General features: G+C 33.3%; 28 protein-coding genes and 4 pseudogenes. 23 read left to right on the forward strand and 9 right to left on the reverse strand.

The window, feature by feature from the left end:
* Positions 1-134: 134 nt before the first annotated feature.
* From BM211_RS06785 to BM211_RS06800, 4 genes are all read right to left on the reverse strand, one after another.
* Entirely contained in the window at positions 135-1,049 is a 915-nt protein-coding gene (locus BM211_RS06785) for a class I SAM-dependent methyltransferase (protein ID WP_090995969.1), read from the reverse strand.
* A 156-nt stretch (positions 1,050-1,205) separates the two neighbouring features.
* Positions 1,206-1,775 (reverse strand): undecaprenyl-diphosphatase, encoded by a 570-nt coding sequence (locus tag BM211_RS06790; protein WP_371261857.1) that lies wholly within the window; start codon positions 1,773-1,775, stop codon positions 1,206-1,208.
* A 24-nt stretch (positions 1,776-1,799) separates the two neighbouring features.
* On the reverse strand, positions 1,800-1,937 hold the full coding sequence (locus tag BM211_RS06795) for an aminoglycoside 6-adenylyltransferase (RefSeq protein ID WP_090995976.1): 138 nt from the start codon (positions 1,935-1,937) through the stop codon (positions 1,800-1,802).
* A 73-nt stretch (positions 1,938-2,010) separates the two neighbouring features.
* A complete protein-coding gene (locus BM211_RS06800; protein ID WP_141771599.1) occupies positions 2,011-2,667 on the reverse strand; it encodes an HAD family hydrolase in 657 nt (218 codons plus the stop codon).
* A 471-nt stretch (positions 2,668-3,138) separates the two neighbouring features.
* Between BM211_RS06800 and BM211_RS06805 the strand changes: the two genes are divergently transcribed.
* The 8 genes and pseudogenes from BM211_RS06805 to BM211_RS06840 all read left to right on the forward strand — a co-directional run bounded on the left by BM211_RS06805 (position 3,139) and on the right by BM211_RS06840 (position 9,156).
* On the forward strand, positions 3,139-3,519 hold the full coding sequence (locus BM211_RS06805) for a nucleotide excision repair endonuclease (RefSeq protein ID WP_035430082.1): 381 nt from the start codon (positions 3,139-3,141) through the stop codon (positions 3,517-3,519).
* A 125-nt stretch (positions 3,520-3,644) separates the two neighbouring features.
* Positions 3,645-4,598 (forward strand): TRM11 family SAM-dependent methyltransferase, encoded by a 954-nt coding sequence (locus BM211_RS06810; protein WP_035430079.1) that lies wholly within the window; start codon positions 3,645-3,647, stop codon positions 4,596-4,598.
* 43 nt (positions 4,599-4,641) lie between these two features.
* Positions 4,642-4,839: pseudogene (locus BM211_RS06815) on the forward strand (hypothetical protein); the annotation flags it as partial.
* 320 nt (positions 4,840-5,159) lie between these two features.
* A complete protein-coding gene (gene yqeK, locus BM211_RS06820; protein WP_090995982.1) occupies positions 5,160-5,771 on the forward strand; it encodes a bis(5'-nucleosyl)-tetraphosphatase (symmetrical) YqeK in 612 nt (203 codons plus the stop codon).
* A gap of 12 nt (positions 5,772-5,783) precedes the next feature.
* The gene (locus BM211_RS06825) at positions 5,784-6,689 is read left to right on the forward strand and encodes an aminoglycoside phosphotransferase family protein (protein ID WP_218160788.1); all 906 of its coding nucleotides are present in this window, start codon (positions 5,784-5,786) and stop codon (positions 6,687-6,689) included.
* Positions 6,690-6,720: 31 nt separating this feature from the next.
* Positions 6,721-7,284, forward strand: a complete 564-nt coding sequence (locus BM211_RS06830) for a GNAT family N-acetyltransferase (RefSeq protein WP_035430068.1) — start codon at positions 6,721-6,723, stop codon at positions 7,282-7,284.
* A gap of 288 nt (positions 7,285-7,572) precedes the next feature.
* Complete coding sequence (locus BM211_RS06835) at positions 7,573-8,223, forward strand: SMI1/KNR4 family protein (protein WP_035430066.1); 651 nt, start codon at positions 7,573-7,575, stop codon at positions 8,221-8,223.
* Positions 8,224-8,484: 261 nt separating this feature from the next.
* The gene (locus tag BM211_RS06840) at positions 8,485-9,156 is read left to right on the forward strand and encodes a hypothetical protein (protein ID WP_197059918.1); all 672 of its coding nucleotides are present in this window, start codon (positions 8,485-8,487) and stop codon (positions 9,154-9,156) included.
* Between the two features lie 414 nt (positions 9,157-9,570).
* Here BM211_RS06840 and BM211_RS06845 read toward each other — a convergent pair whose 3' ends face one another.
* A complete protein-coding gene (locus tag BM211_RS06845; protein WP_035430064.1) occupies positions 9,571-10,107 on the reverse strand; it encodes a GNAT family N-acetyltransferase in 537 nt (178 codons plus the stop codon).
* 519 nt (positions 10,108-10,626) lie between these two features.
* On the opposite strand from BM211_RS06845, the gene BM211_RS06850 reads away from it, so the two are divergent.
* Both BM211_RS06850 and BM211_RS06855 read left to right on the forward strand, forming a co-directional pair.
* Positions 10,627-10,935, forward strand: a complete 309-nt coding sequence (locus tag BM211_RS06850) for a hypothetical protein (protein WP_090995989.1) — start codon at positions 10,627-10,629, stop codon at positions 10,933-10,935.
* Between the two features lie 116 nt (positions 10,936-11,051).
* The gene (locus tag BM211_RS06855) at positions 11,052-11,483 is read left to right on the forward strand and encodes an SMI1/KNR4 family protein (RefSeq protein WP_035430061.1); all 432 of its coding nucleotides are present in this window, start codon (positions 11,052-11,054) and stop codon (positions 11,481-11,483) included.
* 231 nt (positions 11,484-11,714) lie between these two features.
* Here BM211_RS06855 and BM211_RS06860 read toward each other — a convergent pair.
* Positions 11,715-11,891 (reverse strand): annotated as a pseudogene (locus BM211_RS06860) (SDR family oxidoreductase); the annotation flags it as partial.
* Positions 11,892-12,395: 504 nt separating this feature from the next.
* Positions 12,396-12,593: a hypothetical protein gene (locus tag BM211_RS06865; RefSeq protein ID WP_035430060.1), complete on the reverse strand. Its 198-nt coding sequence runs from the start codon at positions 12,591-12,593 to the stop codon at positions 12,396-12,398.
* A gap of 231 nt (positions 12,594-12,824) precedes the next feature.
* On the opposite strand from BM211_RS06865, the gene BM211_RS26695 reads away from it, so the two are divergent.
* From BM211_RS26695 to BM211_RS06890, 4 genes and pseudogenes are all read left to right on the forward strand, one after another.
* A complete protein-coding gene (locus BM211_RS26695; protein ID WP_218160789.1) occupies positions 12,825-13,154 on the forward strand; it encodes a zincin-like metallopeptidase domain-containing protein in 330 nt (109 codons plus the stop codon).
* A gap of 342 nt (positions 13,155-13,496) precedes the next feature.
* Positions 13,497-13,664: pseudogene (locus BM211_RS26700) on the forward strand (LysR family transcriptional regulator); the annotation flags it as partial.
* Positions 13,665-14,039: 375 nt separating this feature from the next.
* Positions 14,040-14,639 (forward strand): undecaprenyl-diphosphatase, encoded by a 600-nt coding sequence (locus tag BM211_RS06880; RefSeq protein WP_090995991.1) that lies wholly within the window; start codon positions 14,040-14,042, stop codon positions 14,637-14,639.
* 634 nt (positions 14,640-15,273) lie between these two features.
* Positions 15,274-15,549 (forward strand): DUF1292 domain-containing protein, encoded by a 276-nt coding sequence (locus tag BM211_RS06890; RefSeq protein WP_177206891.1) that lies wholly within the window; start codon positions 15,274-15,276, stop codon positions 15,547-15,549.
* A gap of 336 nt (positions 15,550-15,885) precedes the next feature.
* On the opposite strand, the gene ycaC is transcribed toward BM211_RS06890, so the two are convergent.
* Both ycaC and BM211_RS06900 read right to left on the reverse strand, forming a co-directional pair.
* Positions 15,886-16,521 (reverse strand): isochorismate family cysteine hydrolase YcaC, encoded by a 636-nt coding sequence (gene ycaC / locus BM211_RS06895; protein ID WP_035430053.1) that lies wholly within the window; start codon positions 16,519-16,521, stop codon positions 15,886-15,888.
* A gap of 199 nt (positions 16,522-16,720) precedes the next feature.
* Entirely contained in the window at positions 16,721-17,281 is a 561-nt protein-coding gene (locus tag BM211_RS06900) for an NADPH-dependent FMN reductase (RefSeq protein ID WP_035430052.1), read from the reverse strand.
* Between the two features lie 489 nt (positions 17,282-17,770).
* Between BM211_RS06900 and BM211_RS06905 the strand changes: the two genes are divergently transcribed.
* From BM211_RS06905 to BM211_RS06935, 9 genes and pseudogenes are all read left to right on the forward strand, one after another.
* Positions 17,771-19,126, forward strand: a complete 1,356-nt coding sequence (locus BM211_RS06905) for an erythromycin esterase family protein (protein WP_035430051.1) — start codon at positions 17,771-17,773, stop codon at positions 19,124-19,126.
* A 448-nt stretch (positions 19,127-19,574) separates the two neighbouring features.
* Entirely contained in the window at positions 19,575-19,736 is a 162-nt protein-coding gene (locus BM211_RS26705; protein WP_218160791.1) for a helix-turn-helix transcriptional regulator, read from the forward strand.
* Between the two features lie 27 nt (positions 19,737-19,763).
* The gene (locus BM211_RS26710) at positions 19,764-20,015 is read left to right on the forward strand and encodes an AbrB/MazE/SpoVT family DNA-binding domain-containing protein (RefSeq protein WP_218160792.1); all 252 of its coding nucleotides are present in this window, start codon (positions 19,764-19,766) and stop codon (positions 20,013-20,015) included.
* Positions 20,012-21,193: a macrolide family glycosyltransferase gene (locus tag BM211_RS06915; protein WP_035430047.1), complete on the forward strand. Its 1,182-nt coding sequence runs from the start codon at positions 20,012-20,014 to the stop codon at positions 21,191-21,193. Before BM211_RS26710 ends, BM211_RS06915 begins: the two co-directional genes overlap by 4 nt.
* 97 nt (positions 21,194-21,290) lie before the next feature.
* Positions 21,291-21,863: an HAD-IA family hydrolase gene (locus BM211_RS06920; RefSeq protein ID WP_035430045.1), complete on the forward strand. Its 573-nt coding sequence runs from the start codon at positions 21,291-21,293 to the stop codon at positions 21,861-21,863.
* Between the two features lie 232 nt (positions 21,864-22,095).
* Positions 22,096-22,295 (forward strand): annotated as a pseudogene (locus BM211_RS27480) (IS4 family transposase); the annotation flags it as partial.
* A gap of 47 nt (positions 22,296-22,342) precedes the next feature.
* Entirely contained in the window at positions 22,343-22,867 is a 525-nt protein-coding gene (locus BM211_RS06925) for a hypothetical protein (RefSeq protein WP_035430043.1), read from the forward strand.
* Between the two features lie 304 nt (positions 22,868-23,171).
* A complete protein-coding gene (locus BM211_RS06930; RefSeq protein WP_090995997.1) occupies positions 23,172-23,645 on the forward strand; it encodes an Imm30 family immunity protein in 474 nt (157 codons plus the stop codon).
* A 487-nt stretch (positions 23,646-24,132) separates the two neighbouring features.
* Positions 24,133-24,537 (forward strand): Imm1 family immunity protein, encoded by a 405-nt coding sequence (locus BM211_RS06935; RefSeq protein ID WP_035430037.1) that lies wholly within the window; start codon positions 24,133-24,135, stop codon positions 24,535-24,537.
* The last annotated feature ends 199 nt before the right edge of the window (positions 24,538-24,736 follow it).

Raw genomic sequence — 24,736 nt, forward strand, 5'->3', positions numbered from 1 at the left:
GTCCGAAATCATATGTTCAGAGGAATGAATTATCCAGTTTCATCCCTCGCTTTTCTCCTATTTCCTTTATAAAAAAGATCGAAGGGTTACCAGGCGTCTATCCTGTTTTTCCTTCGATCTGGTTTGGAATTTTTTTATCTTTTTACAGCATGAAGATAATGAATGGTTTCAAAAGCTGATAGGTAATCGTTTCGATTTTCAAAATAAAGTTTATTAATTTGAGCCGGTGATACATGTTCATAAATCAATAAACCTGATTTTTCTAACATTTTCTCAATTTCAAAATAAGAAAAACCTGATTTCATTGGTTCTCCGCTTGCTGAAGCTATTTTTACCATGTTTTCAACTCTATTAGAGATACCTTTTTCTTTAAACAAGTTTTCGTCGGCATAATCAAAAACTATGGAACTTCCTGGTGAGACCTTGGTGAATAGATGATCTATTAAACTTGAAATTTCCTCTTTAGTTAAATAATAAGTAACACCTAAAAGACTAAAAAAAGTTTTTTTGTTATTGAACTCTTCATTTATTAGATTTTGATAGGAAAACTTTTTGGTGAAGTCCATAGAAACAAAATGAAGATTACTTGGAATTTTAAAATTAGCCTCATCCAATCTTTTCTTTTTCAATTCCTGTGTAGCAGGGTGATCAATTTCAAATATTTCTACGTTGTTTTCTAATTCTGAGTGTCGGAAACTAAAAGTATCTAACCCGGCGCCAAGTATGACATATTGTTTTAACCCTAACATAATTTCATGAAGTAATACTTTTTCACAATACGCAGCACGTGCCAAGGGTGTTGGAGAAAGTTGGACCTGTGTAATCCATTTTAATATTTCTTCTGCATTCCCCTTAAACTTTTGCGCGATATTTTCATTGAAGAAATGTATGCCTTGAACCATATTCTCTTTGATGTCATTAAATTCTTTTTGTGAGATTAAATCTTTAGCTATATAGTCATTAAAGATTTTAGGAGTATCAAATTGACTATGATAAGCTCTGCCAAAAGCTGAAATTAATGAAGTTAAACTTGATTCACTTTTTTTCATGCAAACACACTCCTTCATTTCAGGACAAAAAAATAGGATTCCCCTGGCCAGGAGAATCCTATTATATAATTTAAAAACGAAAAATTAAATTATAGCACAGATAAATTATTTAGTCAATTATTATGATTGTGTCTATTTGAAATATTTTAACTGCTTCTATTTTTGGAATAAGTGATATTTCGTTATTTTGTTCATAAGATTCAATTTCATGATTCGATAATGGACAAGTAATGCGGTACATAATCCTAGAATTACCCCTGCCAATACATCAAAAGGATAATGAACACCAACCCAAATTCTTGAAAAAGCAATACACATTCCAAAAATGATCCACATAAATGATTTTCCTTTACTACATAGCCAAATTGTTACTGTAATTACTAAAGCAGCTGTAGCATGATCACTCGGGAAAGAAGAATTTACAGCGTGATCAACTAATTGGTTGATATGATGCGAGACGAATGGTCGATCGCGATAGAAAAACAATTCAATCACTTGATTAATAGTAAATGCTAAGGAACAGGCAAATAAAGATTGAAATACAGTCACTCTATTTTCTATATTTGTAATCCATAAAACGAATAATGTAACGATCAAAATGTACTGAGCATACTCAGCGAAAAAAATCATCATTTTATCTAGTAAAGGGTATTTATAAACATTCGAGCTGATCCACTGGAATATTTCATAATCGATAGACTGTAAAACCATTGAATAAAAACACATCCTAACATATATTTAAGCTTTTGTTCATTTTGGAGTAGCATCAGGAAGATGCTGTTTGAAATATTTCCCCATTTTACCCACTGATACTTGGAAATCATGTTGAAACCCAATCCACCATGAAACTATTTTATCCATTTCGGGTCTAATTGCAAATTCAAACATTTGCAATTAGACCCGAAATATTTTTACTCATTATAAAAATATTGTGAAATAAAACAACGTCTGATTCTACTTATTATGTAAAATAACTTAATAATCTATCAAAAGAATTAATCTCAGCATATGGTTTTATTTCGGTATCATTCTTGATCATATGAGGGTTGAACCATATGCCCTTTATATTTGCATTTTGACAACCACCAATATCCTTTTCTATGTCATCTCCAACGAATAATGCAGATTCTGGTTGCACATTAAGCTTATTTAATGCTAATTCAAATATGCGTTTGTCAGGTTTACTAAATCCCACTTCTTCAGAAATAATTATTATATCAAAACAACTATTTAAATGAGTGTTAATTATTTTAGCTGTTTGTCTCTGAGTTGATCCGTTTGTTATAATGGCAACTTTAACATGCATCTTTATAGCATTTACGATATTTATAGTATTTTGGTTTATAGAAAAACAAAGAGGGAAATTACTATTCCAAAAATCTTGAAGGTAATTGCGTGGCAATCTATATTTTGGTGGAAACTCATCAAAAAATGATTCCAAAACTATTATTTTATTACTATCGCCATAGCTTCTTTTATCGTATTCTTTGAATTTTTGCAGCATTTTGTTTTTCGCTGAATGTTTAACATCTCCATAACATTTCTCTAAAATAATTAAAAACATTTTATCTACTGCCTTATCCCTATTAAGTAAGGTATCATCTAAATCAAATAGCATTGCTTTATAACCTCTCAAATAACTTCACAGCCTTTCTTGTCGTATAATAGACATAGGGAGCCAACCTCTTTTCTTGGTTTGGTTTGTGTCGTAACTACCATTATACAAGAATTTTGGGAGGTACTCCTTTTTTATGTTCTCAAAACCCTTGCTATAATCGTATCATACTTAAATTTAAATACTGTTTTATACACATATTTCTCAATATAGCCATTGAAAAGGAATCTCCTAGTATTACGGATTTGTTTTTTATTACAAGACCGTTCATTTTTATCGTTTTGGGGTAATTCTGAATTCTTAAGTTGATGGGCATGGCCATACAGGGAGCTTTTTTATTATCAATATAATAATTTCACATACCCCAATGATTAATAAGGGGTCCTGCCAACAATGAAGAGGGAAGCTACAATAGATTTTACTTGAAGCCTGTGATATCATTTTACTTTATATAGAAAGAGGACGTGAGCAATCGTGATTACAATTAAAGCGCCTAGACCCGATATTACAATTACGAAACAGAAAGATCCGGAACTAAGTAATATGTATGGGTTTACTGATTTTCACCTAATTCCTAGAGATAAAGGTGGAATCTTTATGTTTTATAACAACAAGAATGAACTAATGTTTGTTGGTAAGGCAAGAAAGTTAAGACCAAGAATAAAAAAACATTTTGAAGATACTGTATCAGTAATCAAAGACCATAGAGATGAAGTAATCAAAATTGATGTTTGTCTTGTAGAAAACGCGATGGAAAGAGAAATTTATGAAACATATATCGCTAATAAACAAAAGTCGAAATATAATGTAGACAAAGTGTTCTTTAAAGAAGTAAAAGCTCATAAAAAGGACTAATAAAATAAGACAACTTTGCCTCGGCTTATTAGTCCTTTTTTACCGCTTGCAACATTACATTGCACAATGATACGGATATTATTTGAGAGAAAGAACAATTTGATATGATAAAGGATGGGAATAGATTGGATAATCATAGCCAAACACCGGCGTATATATATACGTATGCATTTCGCGAAGAGGAACGTTCTTTATGTTATATGGAGATGCGCTCACTTTTTGGAACGGAATCGCACTCTAATATATTGAAAAGCACAATCAAAATTGATCCGAGCCGAAGCCCGTTTATTAAAGAACGGATTGACGTAATGTATGAAGGAGATGAACTGTCAGATATTTTGAAGCAGGTCGAACAGATTGATTTGTCTGGATCCACGTTCAAAGTCATCTTCGTTAAAATTAATGATCTTGATAAATCGAAAAAAGTAGAATACGGAGAACGCCGCCTTATTGAGCGAGATATCGGCATGCATATTGAAGGTGAAGCCGATGTGCATCATCCAGAGCGTGTATTTGGCATTGTAATCATTGGCGGACGTTGGTACTTCGGAACATATATGGAAAGCGAGGCTGTTTGGTTCCATCACGTGAAAAAACCACGCAGCTATTCTACGTCACTAAGCACACGTGTAGCGAGAGCTGTTGCGAATATCGCTGTGCCAAATCCTGATGGAGTCAAAGCGATCGATCCATGCTGTGGTATTGGAACGGTAGTGGTAGAAGCACTCTCTATGGGCATTGACATCGTTGGCCGTGATATTAACCCGCTTGTCGTAATCGGATCAAGAGAAAACATCGCGCATTTTGGTTTTGAAGGAGACGTAACGGTAGGACCTATCGAAGACATTCAGACAAACTACGATGTAGCAATTATCGATATGCCGTACAATCTATTTACGTGCGCAACACCAGAAGATCAATTCTCGATTTTAAAACATGCGCGCCGTATTGCAAAAAAAGTAGTAGTTGTAACAAGCGAAACAATGGATCACATGATCGAAGAAATTGGATTTGAAATTACAGACCGCTGCGTAACAAAAAAAGGAAACTTTTCTCGGCAAATTCTTGTTTGTGAATAGGGAAGTAAGGGAAGACCAATGGGTGCATTGGTCTTTTTTTTACTTTTTATTTTTAATGGTACAATTTCCCTTTGAGGGTAAGGTAGAGTGGGATATGGACACAAATAATCGCGGCAAAATGGAGGATATTAGCACAAAAGGCCGAGGCGGCAAGGTCGGAAGCGGTGTATCCGGAGGAGAGGAGTCACTATCTTCATTATTATTTGCGCTTGCTTTACTGCAAACGATTGAAGCGTCCCCTAGCTGTTATTGAAATACAGTGAAAGCTACGTATACGATACTTTAAATAGGGGTACCGCCAACATTTCGCATTTCTCTGACGGCACCTTATTTTTCCATCATATCAATTGCTGATTCTTGTTTAAAGGACAGAATGTAAAAATAAATGACATAAGAGTTGTATTTTTTGTAGTAAATAAAAAGAAAAGTACATTTGTTAGTGTGTACACACCTTTACAAAATTTGTATTTAAAAATTTCATGTAACGTAATGAAAAGGATTCTTTCTATATTTCTAGAATAAAAAATAAGAAACTATAAGTGTTTTTAGGGGGAGTAGAGAATGAACCAAATGATCAATACTATTTCATTAACAGGAGATTGGGAGCTAGACATTCAACGACTGCTAGAACAATATAATAAACCTCACACATATGAGCACTCTGTAAGGGTTGCAAATGAAGCAAAAAGAATCGCCAAAAGATTTGAATTAGATGAAGCAGCAGCAGCAATTGCTGGTTATCTCCATGATATTAGCGCCATTATCCCAAATGATCAGCGTATTCAAGTAGCTGAGCAAATGCAAATTGAAGTATTACAAGAAGAAAGAATTTTCCCAATGATTATTCATCAAAAACTATCAAAAAGAATTGCAAATGACATTTTTAAGGTGGAAAACGAAACGATATTAGACGCAATTGGCTTTCATACAACATTAAGGAAAAATGCGACACCTTTAGATATGGTGTTATTTGTTGCAGATAAAATTGAATGGGACCAAAGTGGAACGCCTTCATATATTACAGAAATTAAAGAAGCGTTAGAATTATCATTAGAACACGCTAGTTTTGCTTATATTTCATTTTTATGGGAGCAGAAGGAGAGCCTAAAAGTTATTCATCCATGGCTACGGGATGCGTATTTTGATCTAAAAGAGAATTTAGGAGTTGAATAAATAATGTTATGCATGCCTTCATCTTTTAAAACGACTATACAAGATGTTCACGGAGAACGAGGACAGCAATGGATCGAAAAATTTCCGATTACGATTCAAGAGATTGAAGAAAAATTATCACTACAAATCATTCAGCCGTTTTCCAATCTATCTTATAACTATGTTAGTCTAGCACAAAAAGAAAATGGACAAGATGTTGTGTTAAAACTCGGTGTTCCGAGTGAGGATTTGAAGAACGAAATAGAAGCGCTCTTTTATTTTCAAGGAGAGGGAACAGTGACATTACTTGATTCAGATCTTGAGCTTGGATTTATTCTATTAGAATATTTAAAGCCTGGCATGTCACTTGCACATATAGATAATGAAGAAAAAGCAACGAATATTATAGGGAAAACGATGAAAAAACTTTGGAAACCAGTTCCTGCTCAGCATACATTCCCTTCTATTGAACAATGGGCAAATGGATTGCAGCGGTTACGAGTACATTTTGATGGTGAAACGGGGCCCTTACCAAAAGATCTAGTCGAAAAAGCAGAAGACTTATTTCCACAATTAATCAAAACAATTTCTAAGCCGCTTTTGCTTCATGGTGATTTGCATCATGACAACGTTTTATGTATGGGAGAGGATCGGTGGGTTGCAATTGATCCAAAAGGTGTTATCGGTGAAGCGGAATATGAAACAATTGCGTACTTAAGAAATCACTTATTTAATAAAACAAATCCTAAGAAGGTATTAGCAAATCGTGTGCAACAATTAGCAGAAGAACTTCAACTAGACAAAGAAAGAATTCTATCGTGGGGGCTATCGCATTGTATTCTTTCATCTTGGTGGTACTTTGAAAGTCATGGACGAGTAGCTAAAGAAACAATTGCTTGTGCTCGCTGGTTTAATGAATTAAGAGTTAGTTTGAAATAAAAGCGAAACAAAGAATGGGGAGTGATTTTCGGTGTGCACTGTTGAGATAAGGAGACCGCGCAATGAGGACATTGAAGAGATAAATCAATTTTTTGTTACAACGATTAAAGATACGTTTGCTAGAGAAGGTTTATCAGAACTACTTGATGCTATAGAAAATGAAATTGAAATTAAGAAAGAATATTTGAAATGTGATATGAATAGCAACGGGAAAAATCGATACTTTTTGATAGCAGTAGATACAAACTGTAATAAAATTATCAGTACAATTGAATATGGTCCACCTAGTGAACTAATTAACAACTGTACGAATAAAGAATTAAAAGATTCACCTGAGATAGGAACTGTGTTTGTACACCCTAATTACCAAAGACGTGGTATTGGAAATTTACTTTTAAATGCAATGTTTCTTACTTTGTTAAGCAGGGGAATTAAAGAATTTTGTTTAGATAGTGGATATACAAATGCACAGAAGGTATGGAAGAAGAAATTTGGAGAGCCTGATTATTTGCTGAAGGATTATTGGGGGGATGGGTATGATCATATGATTTGGAAGAGATGTATTGATGATGTGCCAATAATATTTAATAAATGAGTAGGGTGTATTTTGAGGTAGTGCTACATCACCATTAACCTAAATGTATATAATTTTAGGTGGGAGTAATTTATTGATAAAAAGATAAGTGCTGTAGGGAAGCCTGAACATTTAGTACCAGAAGATCAAAAAAATTAGAGGGAATTATGATTTCCTTTTTGAAATAAAAAGTTTCTCTGTTTGACATCCTTGAACTGTACCCGAATCGTGGACACTTAAAAAAGTCCATGATTAGGGGTACAGTTCAGTGTTAAGTGGCGGGTAGTTCACTGGATTAGGAGGATTTAAATGGTAGACTTTCAAAAATTATCAACTTTCGAATTATTTCCTGCGGTTGATGAAGCTGAGATTGAAAAGACTGAAGAACGAATGGGGTTAATAATACCGAGCTCTTATAAACAGTTGCTACAGTACACGAATGGGTTTGTAACTGACGAGGGTGTGATTATATTTGGTATTGATATAATTAATGAAAGAAATACAACATATGAGGTACGTGAATATGCAGAAGGGTATATTGCTGTAGGAAGTAAAGGCGGAGGAAAGTTTTTATTAATGGAAGCAAACGAGGACACAACCGAATTATTACAGGTTGATTCTGCGGTAATGAATCCAGCTTTTGCTACCACAGTTAGCGAGAGTTTTGTAAAGTGGATAAATGATGGAGCGATAGATGTTGAATTTGTGAATGAAAAGCAAGAAATGCACAAAGAAAAGCTTTGCAATCTTATATTAATTCGTTCACCAATTGGAGGAGTTGTGGATTTAAAGAAGATACAGGAGGTATTTCACATTAAAAGAGGGTTATTTGATTTGTTAAAGGGATCAAAACAGTTACCATTTGTGTTGATGAAGGACATTCCTGTTGAGTTGGCTATAAAAAACTTAAAACAGTTAGGTGAATTAGGAGAGGTATTAAGAATCGCTAATGTTGATTAACAGTTATATGTCGAAAAATCAAAATGGATTCATATGGTTTGTTATTACCGATGAAACGTGTTGTATTGTTAAATTAAAAGGTTGTATTACCAAAATACGTTTAGGAGAAAGGAGATTTTATGGGATTAAAAAAGTGGCTTTTTTCAGATGAATCTTTAGATGAACAAGAAATTATTGAAGTTGAAAGATTATTTTTAGGTTGAAAAGAATTTACTGAGTTAAATCTCGATGGGTCAAAAGTTTTTCAGGAAGGTTTGGATATTGGATATGGAAGAATATAATTTAGTTAATCGAAATAATTGTATGAAACCTAATTATAAAATAGATGATAAAGAAGTTTCCTTTGACATTTATGTTAGTCCTGATAAAGAAGTGTGTATGATAGGGAGAATGGATAATAATTATATTTGTTGGGCTTCGATTACCCATCTTGATGTAAGTGAATTGAATGTTGCTATTCTCGATTATGTATTGAAGCAAAGACCTGTTATGATTTCAAATGACTATAACGCATTAGGATTTCGTTATGAAGAAGTAAAAAAATGGAATAAATTCCGAATATTTAAAACGTTACATAGAGATGGTAGATATTGTTACTATTCTCAAGCCAGTTCTGCCTATTTCGGAAATGACGAAAAATCTCTTTCTACATATATGTCAGGGGAAATTAATAGGTTTTATTATTCAGAGTTAGCAAAATGTAACTATCGTTTGATAGATAACAATTATATTAAAATATTGGAAGGCTACAAAAAACTTTTAACACAAGGAGAAAATTATGGATATTATTATGAGATGAGACCTGTTATTTCCATATTAGAAAATGAAGGTTATCTAAAATTATGTCCAAATGAGGAAATTAGAAATATATATTGGGATTGTATGAAAGAATGTTCTAACTTATATAACCGATATATGTCATCAGTACGATGAATTATTCATAAACCTACAGTGAAATTCACCTTTTCCTATTAAACGTTGGTAAAGAATATTAAAACGGACGTGAATTTGATGGTGATTTTGTATTTCGTATATTCGTAGTTATGTTCCCTCAAGATTATGACCGATATATGAAAGAGTCAATAGAATTCAACATAAGTCATACAGCCTTATGTTGTTCTAACTGCTTTTATAAATGTGTGGTAGATAATACAAATGTATCTATGGCATGATGAAACATAAAACAGCTTATGAGGTAAAGTGATAACAAAGTTATTTAATTTTGACATGAAAAAATAAGAGTCTTATTACATTTTATTGTAGTAAGACTCTTTAAAGTTGTTTAATTCTTATTCGACTAAAGCACCTGATAGATAGTTTAAGTACATTCATTCACAAAAAAGACTATTACAATTGCATATTTTTATAATCACTTTTAAGTATTGCCATAATAATTTCATCCGAGTACTCATCATTATAATATAAGGATTGGCGTAAGGTTCCTTCTTTTACAAACCCAACCTTTTCATACGCTCTAATTCCACGTAAATTATGACTAAATACTTCTAACTGTAAACGATTTAATTTGAGTTGTTCAAAAACAAAACTTAGAACTCTTTTGATCGCTTCAGTTCCGTATCCTTTTCCTGTTAATGAAATGGAAGCCATCGATATTCTGAATCCTGCTCTTTGATTCTCCTCATCGATATCCAAAACCGATAACTCTCCGATCATTTCGTCAGTGCCTTTTAAACAAATAGCGAAATCATAGCGACTTGAATCATTATTTATATTGTCTATATGTGTCTTAATTTGCTCTAATGAAAAATTAGGCTTGGTTCCAGTCATATAACGTATTTCTTCATCCATTGTGATTTCTAATATAGTGGGTGCATCTAACTCACAAAGAGATCTTAAATAAATCCTCTCACTCTCTAGTCTCATTTTAACTTTCTCCTTAATCCTAGTAATAACACGTATAAATATTCTTAATCTTAATGGAATAAAAGTTCTACTACATCTTTTTTTATAAACAGTCAAACTTTCTTCGATTAACGGTACGACTTTTTAAAGCAGCTTAACTTTGTTTTACAGCAACACGTAAGTATTCAGTCCCTCCTTTAATCATATAAATCTCCTCCAAATTGTTATTTTATGTATTGCTTAAAATATATGAATCTTACTTCGATATTACATGAACCTTATAATGCTATGATATACCTAAAACAAATAATAAAACTTTTATACATAACAAAATGCACCACCAAATTTCTTGTTAATGCTATTAATAATTGCTTTGAATATACATTTTTTCAATTTATGCTGGGTTAGTATTGCTTTTCATTCCACTTTTAAATGAATATGAATTTTGTATATATGTTCCAATCAAAAAAGCATTTTCAACTAACCTGCACCGTAGGCCAATAAGAACTAAACAACTTTAAAGATACATCACCAAACTAATTGAATCAATTAGACATTAGAGGAATCGCATACGGACATATTTCGGGTAATACAGAAGTGAAAATTTACTTTAAGGAAAAGGAAGGGGGAGTAAAAACAACAAAAGTAAGTATAGCTAACTATATAGAGTCTAATCATTCAAATCGTTATAAAATTTCATGGAAAGATAATAATAAAGTTTCAATAGTAATGAGATTTGAATATGAAACTAAAACGTTAGAATATAATTTCGAAACTGGAAAAATAAGTGGATATGCTAAAAGAGGGAATAATGGGGATTTTTTAAAATATTATTACGATGAAAAATAAATGATGAGATCAAGGAGCTTAAGGCTTCACTTGCGATGAGAAAAGGGAATGGTGGTTCAGGGGAAGACCGTGAGGCTAGTAGGATAATTGAAGTGAAAGGGGAAGATTGATTTTTAATGAATGTATTGGCTAATATGAGTAGCATGTATAGGATTGATGTTAGTAGAGCTGCATCTACAGAAGAAGAAATTAAGGAACTTCAGGAATTTTCAACAATAGATATACCTATAGAATATATAGATATAATTCGTGTAGGTTCAGATATAGAAATTAATATAGATAATGAAATGTATATTCGTATTTGGGGAGCTTCGGGTTGTGTAGAATTGAATGAAGCTTATTTTATTCAAAAGTATATTCCAAACTCTCTTGCAATTGGTGATGATGAAGGTGGTAGAACGTTAATATATTTTAATGGGAAAAATGGGTTTGGATTATATATAGTTGATTTTAATGATTTAGATGTTGACGAAACTGTATTTGTAGCACCATCAATTCATGATTTATTGATTAACAATGTAGGAGTAGAGAAGATAATACCTTATTAAGGAGATATGTCAGCTATAAAGAATGATGAAAAATCTTAATGTCAAGCAGAAGAGTTGGAATGATTACAGTTTGAAAACGTAATCTCATTGAAAAGGGAGACCCTCTTTGGTAAACCACCGAAAGTGTGCCCCATAAGGTGAATTTTTCCTCTGCAGTATACTTATGGCGGTTTAAGGGGAGGTCGGCTCGTTCAATTAGGAAACGGCTTCCATCATCCTTTTATGGCGTCTTTAACTGCTTATTCTCATTCCCCCATTGACATGGATTATTTGACCAGTGACATAACTTGAATCATCACTGGCTAAGTATACATACGCTGGGACAAGTTCATACGGCTGACCAGCTCGCTTCATTGGTGTCCCATATCCAAAACTCATCATTTGTTCAGCTGGAAAACTTGAAGGTATACGACCGTTTTTGGTTAAAAGAGAAAATCTTTCTTTCATACTTGTAACTTTAGGAGATAATTTGCGTAGTTTTTAAATGATAAATTGCATATAGGGATAATTTCGTTTTGGGGAACAATTAATTTCTTAAGTTGATGGCGATGCGGCAGCACCCCTTTAAAAAATGTTTTAGACTATTAAAAGAAAGTATTAGACTGGAGGGAAGTGTTTTTTACAGGTTCCCGTTGCAAGAATACAATTCCTAGTCTAATACTTCTTTTGTTTTTTATATAGCTAAAGGTAAGTATGACGGTACTTAATCTAAAACTATTATTGTATAGATTACCGGTCTTTAGGCGATGCAAAGCTGTTGTAGTAATAATGTTGAGTCTAATACATTTTTTTAAACGAACAACTCTAATTTTTCCAGAAGTTTCTTTTCTTATTCCATTAAAGACTCTGTATATTGAACAGTGAGGGAACTCCTTAGCTGATATAATAGAAGGATAGGTGTAACTGAACCTTCTACTTTTTTGTATCAGCAATTTTTTGGGACTTATAAGTGCGAATTATACTTGGAACTCCTACAATCATACTGACCATAAAACTCCACATTACATACCGCCAATCTTCAGTGAGTAACGATACTCCTATAAAAAATACCAACTGACCTAAAAGGGCAAACCACGAAAGTATCCATGCTACCTTTAAATTTTCCTTCATCCCATAACCTCCTCTATCCATTAATAACACATGCGAATTTGGTAAAAATTGATAATTTAAGTTTATCATAAGTTTCTTCGACAGAGAACGGAAAGTATTAACAACGCTATTTAACATAGCCAAATAAAAAAGACAATGATGAAAGTTGTGCAAGTGAAAAAGGGTGATACATATTATACATGACTAATATGTATCACCCTTTATCTTTTATGATTTTTTGCTATTTAGGTCTTGATAAAAATTGGAGCGAGTATGTTAACTGGATTAGCAGGGTTCGTAGATATAACATTTGATAACTCAGCGGCTTATATACAGTTTTGGTTACGAAATTTAAGAGATGATAAAACAGTAATCGTTAAAGCAGCCAGTCAAGCACAGAAAGCAGTAGATTATATTTTAGGAGTTAGCTATAACGAAGCGAATACGAAATGCCTGCTAAGTGCAAGGGTTAAAATAAAGAGAGAAAGCAAGTACAGGTCGTGTTGTATTCTGTATAGCGGTTACTTATATATCGGGAAAATAAAATGTAAATATACGTTTATAGGATTGAAAAGGCTTTGAAGTAGATCAATTAGGTATTGACATAAAGAAAAACGAAAATAAGTCTGTTTAATTTTATTATTCCTTAGCATACGTTATCAAGACCTAATTCCAAAAAACACTTAAAATATCAAGCCCCTAACATATTATATATGACTAATATGTTAGGAGCTTTTATTTTTGGTAATGAGTTTTGAAACTGAATTTGAATAGTATTTTTCTCTATTTGGGTAGAAATAAGTAAAGTCCCATAAACGGCCGTTTTGGGTACTTTCCTTAATTCTTTGTAGGTTTAAATTAAAGCTCGATCAAAAACATGTATTAGAAACATATAATTTTTCTTATTTAATTAACAGCGGATAGGTGTCTGCAAATAAATTATATCAATCAGAAGTTGTCTACAAAGAAATATGTGATTCTAAAATTGTTGCGAAACTAGCCGTTGCATACCGAAAGACGAATATAAACCTAGAGTTACAAGAGTTTTTGAAAATAGCGAAAGGCAAGGCGATGAACACATTTACAAAATGACGAGAAAAATGACAAAACTGTAAGAATGCACGAATGTATGTAAGAAAGTTCGATGTTTTCCTTTTTCTTTTTTTATTATAGTGAAAAAGAAGAAAGAAGATGACGTTTTCTCAGCTCGCGTTTAAAAACGTTAGTCGAAATATACGTACGTATGCCGCTTATTTTTTAAGTGAAAACGTCATGTTAGAGGAAGAAACAGTACATTCACATAGTTAAGAAGTAGTTAAGTCCCATTTAAACCTTTTTTCCCATAATAAAATTATAAGCGTACAAGAAGGTTGGTATTTTTAGATGAGTACAATAATCAAAACTATTCATGTAATGAAGGTATATGGCAATCAGTTAAACACCTTACTATAAAGGAGGGATTTGAAAATGTCTTTTTCTCAATTCAATATTGATATTTTTCGAGCAATTAATGATTTAGGTAAAAAATATTCATTCCTAAACTCAGCCATGGTATTTTTGGCAGAATATATGGTATATATTTTTGGTTTAATTATTATAGCTTATTGGTTTACCGGGTCCAGAAAAAGTAGGATGATGGTTATTCAAGCGATGGTTGCTTTTGTGATTGCTGAGGTGATTGGAAAAATAGCAGGGAAATTTCATTTGAATTATCAACCGTTTGCAGTATTGCCTGATGTTAATAAACTTGTCGACCATGCTGTAGATAATTCATTTCCTAGTGACCATACGATTCTCTTTTTTTCGATTTGTTTTTCGTTTTGGCTTGTTCGTAAAAAGACTGGATGGTTATGGCTTATACTTGCATTTTGTGTAGCGATCTCTCGTATTTGGGTAGGGGTTCATTATCCTTTTGATGTTGCAATAGGGGCTTTAATAGGATGTGCTTCAGCGTTATTTTCGTATTGGTTAGTACCAAAATTTTCTTTTATCAAGCAATTGCTTACTCTATATGAAAGAGTAGAGAAACATGTTTTACCATCCAAAAACAAATCAAAGGGATTTTGAGTATACAAGTATAAAAGTTAGCGTGAAAGATACAGATGCTGACGACATATATATGGAATGTATTCATGTTGCTCTTTAATTTTTTGTGTTTGTGGATGTGATAAGCGCCCAGGTTTTAGGCAGTGTTGCGGTTCTCTTTCGTTGCAAAGTAAACGTCAAGTAACTCCAAAATATACAATAAAAGTTGATTTTGGAGTTATTTTTTGTTTGCTTCACTTTTTTTCGGCACTCTACAGCTAGATGGTATTACTGACACGTACAAGTTATCAACAATCTTTATGTTGAAAGAATCTTAACGTATGTTTTGCGCGTTTTGTTGGCGGGGTCTCATGCCCATCAAGCTAAAGCATTGAAATGTCCCCAAAACGAAAATTTTATTATTTTACAGTTAATTATGAGAGTTCAACTCATTTTTTTCGTTTTAGGGCAACCTATTTCTAAAGTTGATGGGCATGTGACGAGAGTTCAAAATGCATTCATTCATATTCACAGATGATATCCTTTTAGTTGGATTCTTACGCTGAAGCAGCAAGAAATTGTTGTTCTTTGAGCATTAATTTGATTTTTTATGGAAAGATATACTAGTAAGTATACGATTTGAACGTTCTATTTTTTAGAGTATAACAGGAGGAGAATGAATATGTCGGAAATTGAAGTAGGCGAAATCTTTACCCTTAGCGATGAGAGTAATGAAGAGCAGGAAGTTGAAGTGCTCGGAACGATGAATGTCGAAGGAGCAGAATACATTGCTGTTGGCTTTGTAGAAGACATTCAAACGGAAACAGAGGAAGACATTGATATCTTCTTTTTAAAAGTAGAAGAAGATGGTGAATTCGCATACATTGAGAGTGACGGGGAATTTGAAAAAGTATCAGCTGCGTTTGAGAAAATTATGGACGAACAAGAATAATATTGGTTGGACACAAGAGGCGGATGCATATCTGCCCTCTGTTTTTGTATATAGGGGTACCGCCCCCGCACCTATCAACTTAAGAAATTAATTGTTTCCTAAAACGAAAAAATGAGCCTAATTCTCATGAATAGCTGTAAAAAGGTAAAGTTTCGTTATGGGGGATGTATCAAAATATTAGCTTGATGGGTATACGGCAGGACCTCTATTTTTTAAAAAACAGAACAAATCTATATAATGAATAAATCTCCAATATACTATATGTCTAAGTATGTTGGAGATTTGATTTTAAAGCGTTTTTCAGAAAATGAGTCTATAAATTCATATTAAGTTATCTTACTTGCTAAGCTCTCTTTGAGCTCCTCTATAGCTTCCGATGATATTTTGATAACCAGGAAGATGTTTAGCAAGTAAGGCTCCAAAGCCTTCGACGTCATTTCGCCAGTCACGCTGTAATTCTGCTGCAACGCTAAACCAGTTCATTAATTGGACCCCTCCATGAGCCATACGCATAAGGGCAGCATCTGCAACTTGTTTATTAAAAGTTCCTGATGCATCGGTTACAACGAACACCTCATACCCCGCGCTTACAGCAGATAGTGCTGGGAACGCAACACAAACATCAATAACAACTCCTGCGATAATTAGTTGTTTTTTACCTGTTGCTTCAATGGCTTTAACAAATTCTTCATTGTCCCATGCGTTAATTTGTCCAGGCCGAGCTATTTTTGGCGCGCCAGGAAAGAGCTCAACCAATTCTTGCATTAGTGGGCCATTAGGTCCGTCTTCAAAACTTGTTGTTAAAATAACTGGTAAATCAAAAAACTTAGCGATATTAGCAAGAGCCAAAACATTATTTTTGAATTCATCAACACCATAGTCACGCACTAGGCCGGAAATAAGACCAGTTTGATGATCTACTAGAAGAACGGCGGCATCATTTTGGGAAAGACGAGAATAGAGATCAGACATTTTATAATCCTCCTTTAATTCATGTAATAGAAGAAAGTTTATATATCGGGAAATTTACGTTAAACTCCTTTGTTTGTTACAATTCGTTTATGATTAAATGGATTGTTGACATTGGTTTATCTATAAATTTATAAAGTGTCAATAGTATTTTTAACAATGAAAAATCATCATAAAAAATACTTAATGCGGTATTTTTTAGTTAATCTAGAACAGGAGTGTGGTCGATCCAATGAATAAATTTTTGTAAATAATGCTGAAGATATTGTTTTGTTTTTTCGTCAGTAAGCACTTTCTGATCGGAGTCAATCTTTTCATGTACTTGCGAAATCAGTACTTTTTGAAATGGAAGAACATGAGCTTGCATGGCTTCTAGTATTTGTCTGATTTGGATTTGAGCAAAGGCAGTCCCTAAGCCCCCAGGAGTTGCTCCAATTAAGCCAACCGGTTTTCTATTAAGAACGGAGGATTCCCGAGGTCTTGATGCCCAGTCCAATGCATTTTTTAGTGCGCCTGGAATTCCAGAATTGTACTCTGGACTTACGATAATGATACCGTCAACATCCTGAATAGCAGATTTAAATGATGTTATTGTTTCTAGAGCACCGCCAATTTCTAAATCTTCGTTAAACAAGGGAAGAGCGTTTATTTCAATCCAGCGAAATTGAGCAGTATTACTCATATCTGTCAATGATTGGGCAATGATTCGATTATAAGAATTTTCTCGTAAACTTCCACAAATAAGGCCAATGGTTTTGGGCATACAGATTTCCTCCTTGTTTGCACTCACCTTTCAAGATACTATGTCCTATTTCATCACTCCTATAATAGAATACGTACAAGTCCATTGTACAATTATTTTCCTTTTATTAGTAAGTGATGAATTTATTTCTCAACAAAGATAGTTAATATGTATAGATTTCTAATTATGTTTGGAACTTAAATCAAAAAAACTTCAATAATTTAAGACTCTTACGAGAAAAACTCCATAAAAAAGTAATAAAACATGCTCATCAACTTAAGGATTCAGAATTATCCTGAAAAAAAATAGCTTCTCTTTTCTTATTCCTTGAGGAAGGAGAATTATTTCAGTAATATTTAAAATTTATGGGACTATTATACTTTTTGCTTGATTTTTATAAAACCCTCCCTCTAGTATAAACATATAAATCTAGTTATTACCATTTTTTCAATTTAATGATAAATAATTAGGTTTATTTGATAAAGTTTATAAAAAATAGGAGGGATATGTGTGTTTTCAAAATGGAAAAAAGGATTCGTAACTACTTTATTTGCACTCACAACATTTTCGACAGTAGCATCTGCTGAAGAGCTACCTGCGGCTCAACAAAAATGGCAGAAATGGGTTCGTGAACATGCAGTTAAATTACAAGAGCCAACTGCTAGTTCGAATGAAGATTTATCATTTTTGAAACAAACCTTACAGGGCAAACGTATTGTTTCACTAGGTGAGTCTACTCATGGTTCAACAGAAATGAATCAATCAAAGGTTCGTATCATTAAGTATTTGCATGAAGAAATGGGTTATGATGTGATTGCATTTGAATCAGGCTTTGCGGAAGCGAATGCTGTATATCAAAATATAGATAATTTAACAGCTGAACAAGCCATGAAAAAAGCTGTTTTTGGAGTTTGGCATACAGAAGATGTGGAAGAATTATTTCAATACATAAAAGAACAAAAAGAAAAAGGAACACCTCTTATTTTAACGGGATTTGATATACAAGTACCTGGGAATGCTGCTATTGCTACATTTGCAACATCTACAAATGAATGGATTGGGAAACTAGATCCTGAGATAGGTAAATTATTTCTAGAAGCAGAAGGAGAAATCGTGAAATACCGTTCTGTCTCTTCTTATAAGGAATTTGAAGCAATGCAGGCATCCCTTTTGGACAAATACGAAAACATAAAAGAGTTTATCGAACAACATAAAAATGAATTGCAACAAGTAGCGCCTAAAGCATCCTATGATGTAAATCTTCTAGAAAAGTCAATCAAGATTCGAATCGATACGCTTAAAACATATATTCCAAATGAAGTGAAAGAGCAGAAAAATATTCCACCTGAAAAATATCCAGATGATTACTCATTTTACATTCGAGATCAAAGGATGGCACAAAATTTAGCATGGTTAAGCGAGATGCAATTTAAGAATAAAAAAATGATTGTGTGGGGACACAATTATCATATTAGAAAACAAAATTCTAATATGATTCAAGCTATATCCCCACTCCGACTCCCATTCCCAAATATGATGGACATGATACCACAGTATTTGAAAAATCAAGTGTACACAGTCGGTTTATTTGCATATAGTGGTAGCAGTTTAGGTTCGGATAATCATAAGCTTTGGCTTGTAAAGGAAACGCATCAAGCCAATAGTGTCGAAGAAATTTTAAAAGCTGCACAACATCCGCAAGTATTTGTAAATTTAAAAGGTGAGGAAAATCATCCTGAAACCTCCTGGATGTATATGCCTATTATCGGGCAGTATTGGGGATTTATAGATGAAATCATGATTCCTAACCAACAATATGATGGGATTCTATGGCTAGAACATATTAGCCCTTCACGAATTAAATAAAACAAAAGGCGCACCAATACAATAGATGGTGCGCTTTTTGTTTTATAGGGATCACACCATACATCGCCATCAACTTAAGAAATTAATTGTTCCCCAAAACGAAAAAAGTGAGACGAATTCTTATAAATAACTGTAAGAAGGTAAAATTTTCGTAAGCTCTGTATATGTAATCCCTTTTTTCTTTTCGCGAATAGCTCGATCACGTAGGCGTTTCTGTTTTTACTCCTCCGTATATCTATAAACCACAATGCGAGTAGGTAATTATAGATAAAGTGCATACGATCTTTTTTTGAAGAAGTGACCTGTCCATTTTCTAAGTTTTTCGCTTGGCAAGCTGTACCAAATGTATGTGTACATTGCCACAATTTTTAACAAAAAATATGGCAAACTGTTGGTGGATTTTCCCTTATACCTTTTATATATTTAAACGTATAAGGAGATGAAAAACATGATTGGTATGAATATTCGTATTTTGCGTAAAAAGAATAAAATGAGTCAGGAACAATTGGCTGAGAAGGTAAATGTATCGCGACAGACCGTAGCAAAGTGGGAAAACGGGGAGGCCTTGCCCGATATTTTTAAATACAAGATACTGGCTGATATTTTTTAAATAACTTTAGATTAATTATCTTGTAATATGAGTGAAGAAGAGGCAAGTCAGCTCGGTCCCAAGGGGAAGCAGTTCTTTGGTGTTGTGAAGGTAGGAGATCGGGGGCAGATTGTGATTCCAAAAGAAGCACGCAAAATGTATCAAATTCAAGCTGGTGATAAGCTGGTTCTTTTAGGAGAAGATGCGACAAAAGGAATTGCTTTCTTAAAAAGTGAGAATTTCATAGAATTTGTAGAGATGATCCGAAGAGCTGAACTGAGGGAAGATGAGACAGAATGAGCAAAATCATATTTTTTTCGATGCCCGCACATGGTCATACCAATCCGACCATTCCGGTGGTAACTGAGTTAGTAAATAGAGGCCATCAAGTTTGGTATTATTCTTTTCTAGAATTTCAAGAGAAAATAGAAGGCGCTGGTGCTACATTTATTGCTTGTGATAAATTCTTGCCCCAGCTATCACAAAAAGAATTGGATCGTAAGAATGGCAAAGATTTTGCGGCATTGATTGAAATGGTTGCCGATACGACCATTGCTTTGGATGGAAAGGTATGTAAGGAATTAAAGGAAATTCAGCCGGATTGCATTGTATTCGACTCTTTATGCTTTTGGGGAAAATTATTTGCCAACAAACTAGGAATCCCATATATTTGTTCGACTACTTCCTTTGCTTTTAATCAGTATACAGCAAAATTGTTGAAGCGGAGTTTCACGGAACTATGGAAAATGATTGTGGGCTTGCCACGAATGAACAAAAAAATTCAGTTGTTAAGGGCATATGGATATGAAATAGAGAATTTTGTATCGATTGTTCAAAATGATAATGAAACAGGCACCATTGTTTATACTTCGAAAGAATTCCAACCGATGGCAGATACCTTTTCTGACCGATATGCTTTTGTCGGACCATCCATCAGGCAGTCTTTGCCGGTACAGAATAATAAAAAAGATAGAAAAGTAATCTACGTTTCCCTTGGAACTATACTTAATCAAAACCAGGATTTTTACCAAAAACTTATCCAAGCATTTGCAAATACGGACTATAATGTTGTGATGTCAGTTGGTGGAAAAACTGAAATTTCTTCTCTTGGCAACATACCAGGAAATTTCACAGTGAAAAATGTCGTGGATCAGATATCGGTACTACAGACAGCAGATGTATTTATTACCCATTGCGGCATGAATAGTGCGAATGAAAGCCTGTATTTTGGAGTTCCAATGGTTTTATTTCCGCAACATAGCGAACAAAGATTAGTGGCTGATCGGGTTGCAGAACTGGGTGCAGGATTAAAACTGAAAGGGAAGAAGCCAAAATATTTGGCAACAGCGGTAGCTGAGGTGTTGGCGAATCGAACATATCAGGAAAATGCGCAGAAGCTGTCAGAAACCTTTCAGAATACTGGTGGTGCAGTAGAAGCAGCTAATGTGATTTTGACTAAAATTGGGGAGAAATCTTAATGGCTTGATAATTCTTTGTGAAAATAGACTATCATATTGGAATAAAACTACAACAATCATGTGCTTTAATTGATATAATTATAAAAGGGTGGTCTACTTGAATATTTTATGGGATTTTGATGGAACATTGTTTGATACGTATCCTGCATATACAAACATACTCTCTTTGGTATTGGGAGAAGCAGTAGATAAACTGGGAATCTATGAAAAGCTAAAAATTTCGTATTCGCATGCAATTAATTACTATAACATTTCCAGCAATCAAGAAGAAGAGATAAAAAGATTAAAGAAAACATTATCTCCAAAAGATATGAAACCATTTGATGGTGTAGAAGAAATCTTAAAATTTGCAAATAAAAATGTAATTATGACACACAAGCATAGGGACGGAGTTTTAGCAATCTTAAAATACTATGGATGGGATAAATACTTTGTGGATATGGTTACGATTGACGATGGTTTCCCTCGTAAACCTAATTCATTAGCATACATTCATTTGCACACAAAACATGGAATCGATCTAGTTATTGGAGACAGAGAATTAGATTTATTACCTGCAAAAGAATTAGGAATTGCAACGTGCATGTTTCAAGGTCAATGTGATGTAGCTGATTATCATTTACAGGACTACACGGAATTTTTTAATACGGATATTCCATTAGCGAAATGAGTGTTCAGTTACTAATAACTACTGTAAAAGGATTCAATCTCGCTTTTCTTATTTTTTGATTATCAACATAATTCTTTAACAGAGTCTTTATTTTTAAAGATTTTTTTAATTAGTCGTCACCTTACATGCCTATCAACTTAAGAGATTTTAATACTCTTACATACAAAAAAACGTTATTCTTTCTAAACAAACTGGATTAGAAAGGATGACGTTTTTTATAAATTTCTCGACGCAAGATCATTTACATCTGTTGTATCAAGTTATACAACAAAAACCAAAGAAATAACAAAGATTCTAATCCAACTGTTCCACCTCCTACAGAAGAATGGACGGAAATCTCATCAATATGAGAAAACCCGTATTGAAAAAAGTTTACCCGGAATTACTTATATTTCGTTTTTCTTATTGAACCAACCACGTAAGCTTAGTTAAACATCAATAATCAAAATACCGGAACTTTAGGAAGAAGAGGGGGTATTATGCTGAATAAAGAAATTCAAGAGTTGTTTGACGATCTCAATTTATTTGCCAGACAAATTGCAAACGTAAGATTATCAAATTTATTATTTGATGTGTATGAATTTAAAGATGAATATGCAATGCAAGTAGACTTAATATTCGCTAGAAAAAGTCAATTTAATAACATTCAAGGGGCATTTTCCGCACTATTTAAAAAGGAATTGTTCGATGGAGAGGAATGGGATATTAGTGATGAGCCAGACCCTTCAGATGAACAATGGATAACAGCACTAAAAGATATCTGGATTAATGCATATTATACAAGAGTATGTGCTTGCATAGAGTTAGTAAACAAAGATGGTTTTATAAGTAGATTTAAAAGAGGTTTAGCTGATGTGAATGCACCAGAATCAGTTGTTAAAGAACTTTTAATTAGGTTAAATCATATTGAAACAATACAAGTACAAAAAGGGGATATTTATGATTATATATTCGGACAATCTGATAGCCATTACTTTTTGTTTGAATGGGGAATATATGATTAGAATTATTACGACTACTAAGATTGTGAAGAAACGTACTTAACGTAACAAAGACTCCATTTTAATCAATCTTTTTTCAAAATGGAGTAAAGGACGGAAGGGTTACTAAAAACATCAATTTATGAATGGAGAGAATGTGAACTAAAGAAGGATTTGATTTATAAAACTGTGGTTTGATGTAAGAGTATACGAATTAAAATTAAATAAAACATAGGAAAATTTATATAGTTTAACAAATAAATAGGGAGTATGAAATACTTTGTATAATGGTCTTATCTAGTAAGAAAAATAGGGTGGAGGGGAAAGAATGTCTCTAGGGAATATGATAGTAACTTTAAAAAGGATACGTTTTTTTGAGCATGAAGATGATAGTATAGAAGTATTTGAGGAAACTCTAAATGAAATAGCACAAACTGCTGACACTAAAGTCATTATTGATCTGTGTAGTGTATTTCATGATGAGATAGATGAACCTTCAATGATTGGTGATTTGATTGAAACCATTTTTTATATTATGGAACAAAATAGAATTGAAGAGGGGTTAAGTGAATTAATTAAAGGAATAAGCCGCGTTTTACCACAGGCTAGATATTGTGCTAAAAGGTTGTATAAAAGTGTTTTAGATACAGAAGATTTATTTGTTCCATATATAAATGCCTTAAGAAATGTTACACCTTCCAAGAAAGCAGAAGTAATTATGATTTTGAAAGAAATAAGTGATAAACATCCAAAACAATACTCCGACAAAGTTAATTTTATACTTAAGGAAGTTAGTTGTTAAGTCATTTGGGATAATGAGAAAAGTAGTTGAATCATGATTCCATGGTTATAATTTTATGGATTATTTGTTTCATACTAGTATACAGGAAAGGTGATTTAACGATAATACCTTGACATAGTAGAAATACCAAGTGAAGAAAGAATAAAAAACAAAAAGAAAGAATCTTTAAAATTTATCCCGCATTAACGGACAGTAATACTCCCGCCTCAAAATTCAGCGGAAGCAAAGAAGTTAGGCGGGAGATAAACTGCCCGTAAAAGCCCGATTGGTGAGGGCTGATAATCAGTGGGGGATGAAGAAAACCCCCACTGATTAAAGTTTCACTTTATCTAAAAAAGTTATCATGTATGTTGACCGGAAAATGCGCATGATACGTTGAGAGAGATTGCTAGCTTTATTGAAAAGATTAGGTACGGATGAGTTAGAGGTTTTTATTAGTGGAAATACAAAGCCAATAATAAAAGTTATAAATTAAAGGGAGCTAATAATGATTATATATAATGGAACAGTTGGAGAACCCGTTGAAAATCCAAGTGAAAGTTTTATAAGGGATGTAATATTTGATAAGGATGAGAGCTATTGGAACCAAGGTAGTGGGGATTCGTGTTTTGAAATCGAAGGGTGTGAGGGCCGATTAGTTCTATTTTATGATGAACCGTGTGGTTTTTTTATCATGCGACATCCAGATTATTTAGTAACATTTAATAAAAATCGTGAAATAGAAACAGTTGGACATTTAGTAGGAGGAGAACCGATGAAGATACCCACCTGTAGTTATGTGGACCGTGAAATGGCGTATCGTATAATAGAGGAGTTTATCACAAATAAGTCAGTACCAAAATGTATAGAATGGGTTGATCTATATGATATAGATTTTGAGCATGGATTTTAAGTAATATTCATATTTAGATCAAAAACTCATAACAGAAAATGCATGAGGTTATCTATGATAGGCAACAAGTGCTTTTTTGTAGGGAAAATAGTCAAAAGACGTAATATAATGTTTTTAAATCTTAACTCTATCCCGGTCTGAGGTGGAGAAGGGATAAAACTTTATTTAAAGGAACTTTTAGAAAGTGTAGAAGAAAGCA

It is taken from the genome of Bacillus sp. 491mf (genome assembly GCF_900112415.1).
In the GTDB taxonomy this organism is placed as follows: Bacteria; Bacillota; Bacilli; order Bacillales; family Bacillaceae_G; genus Bacillus_A.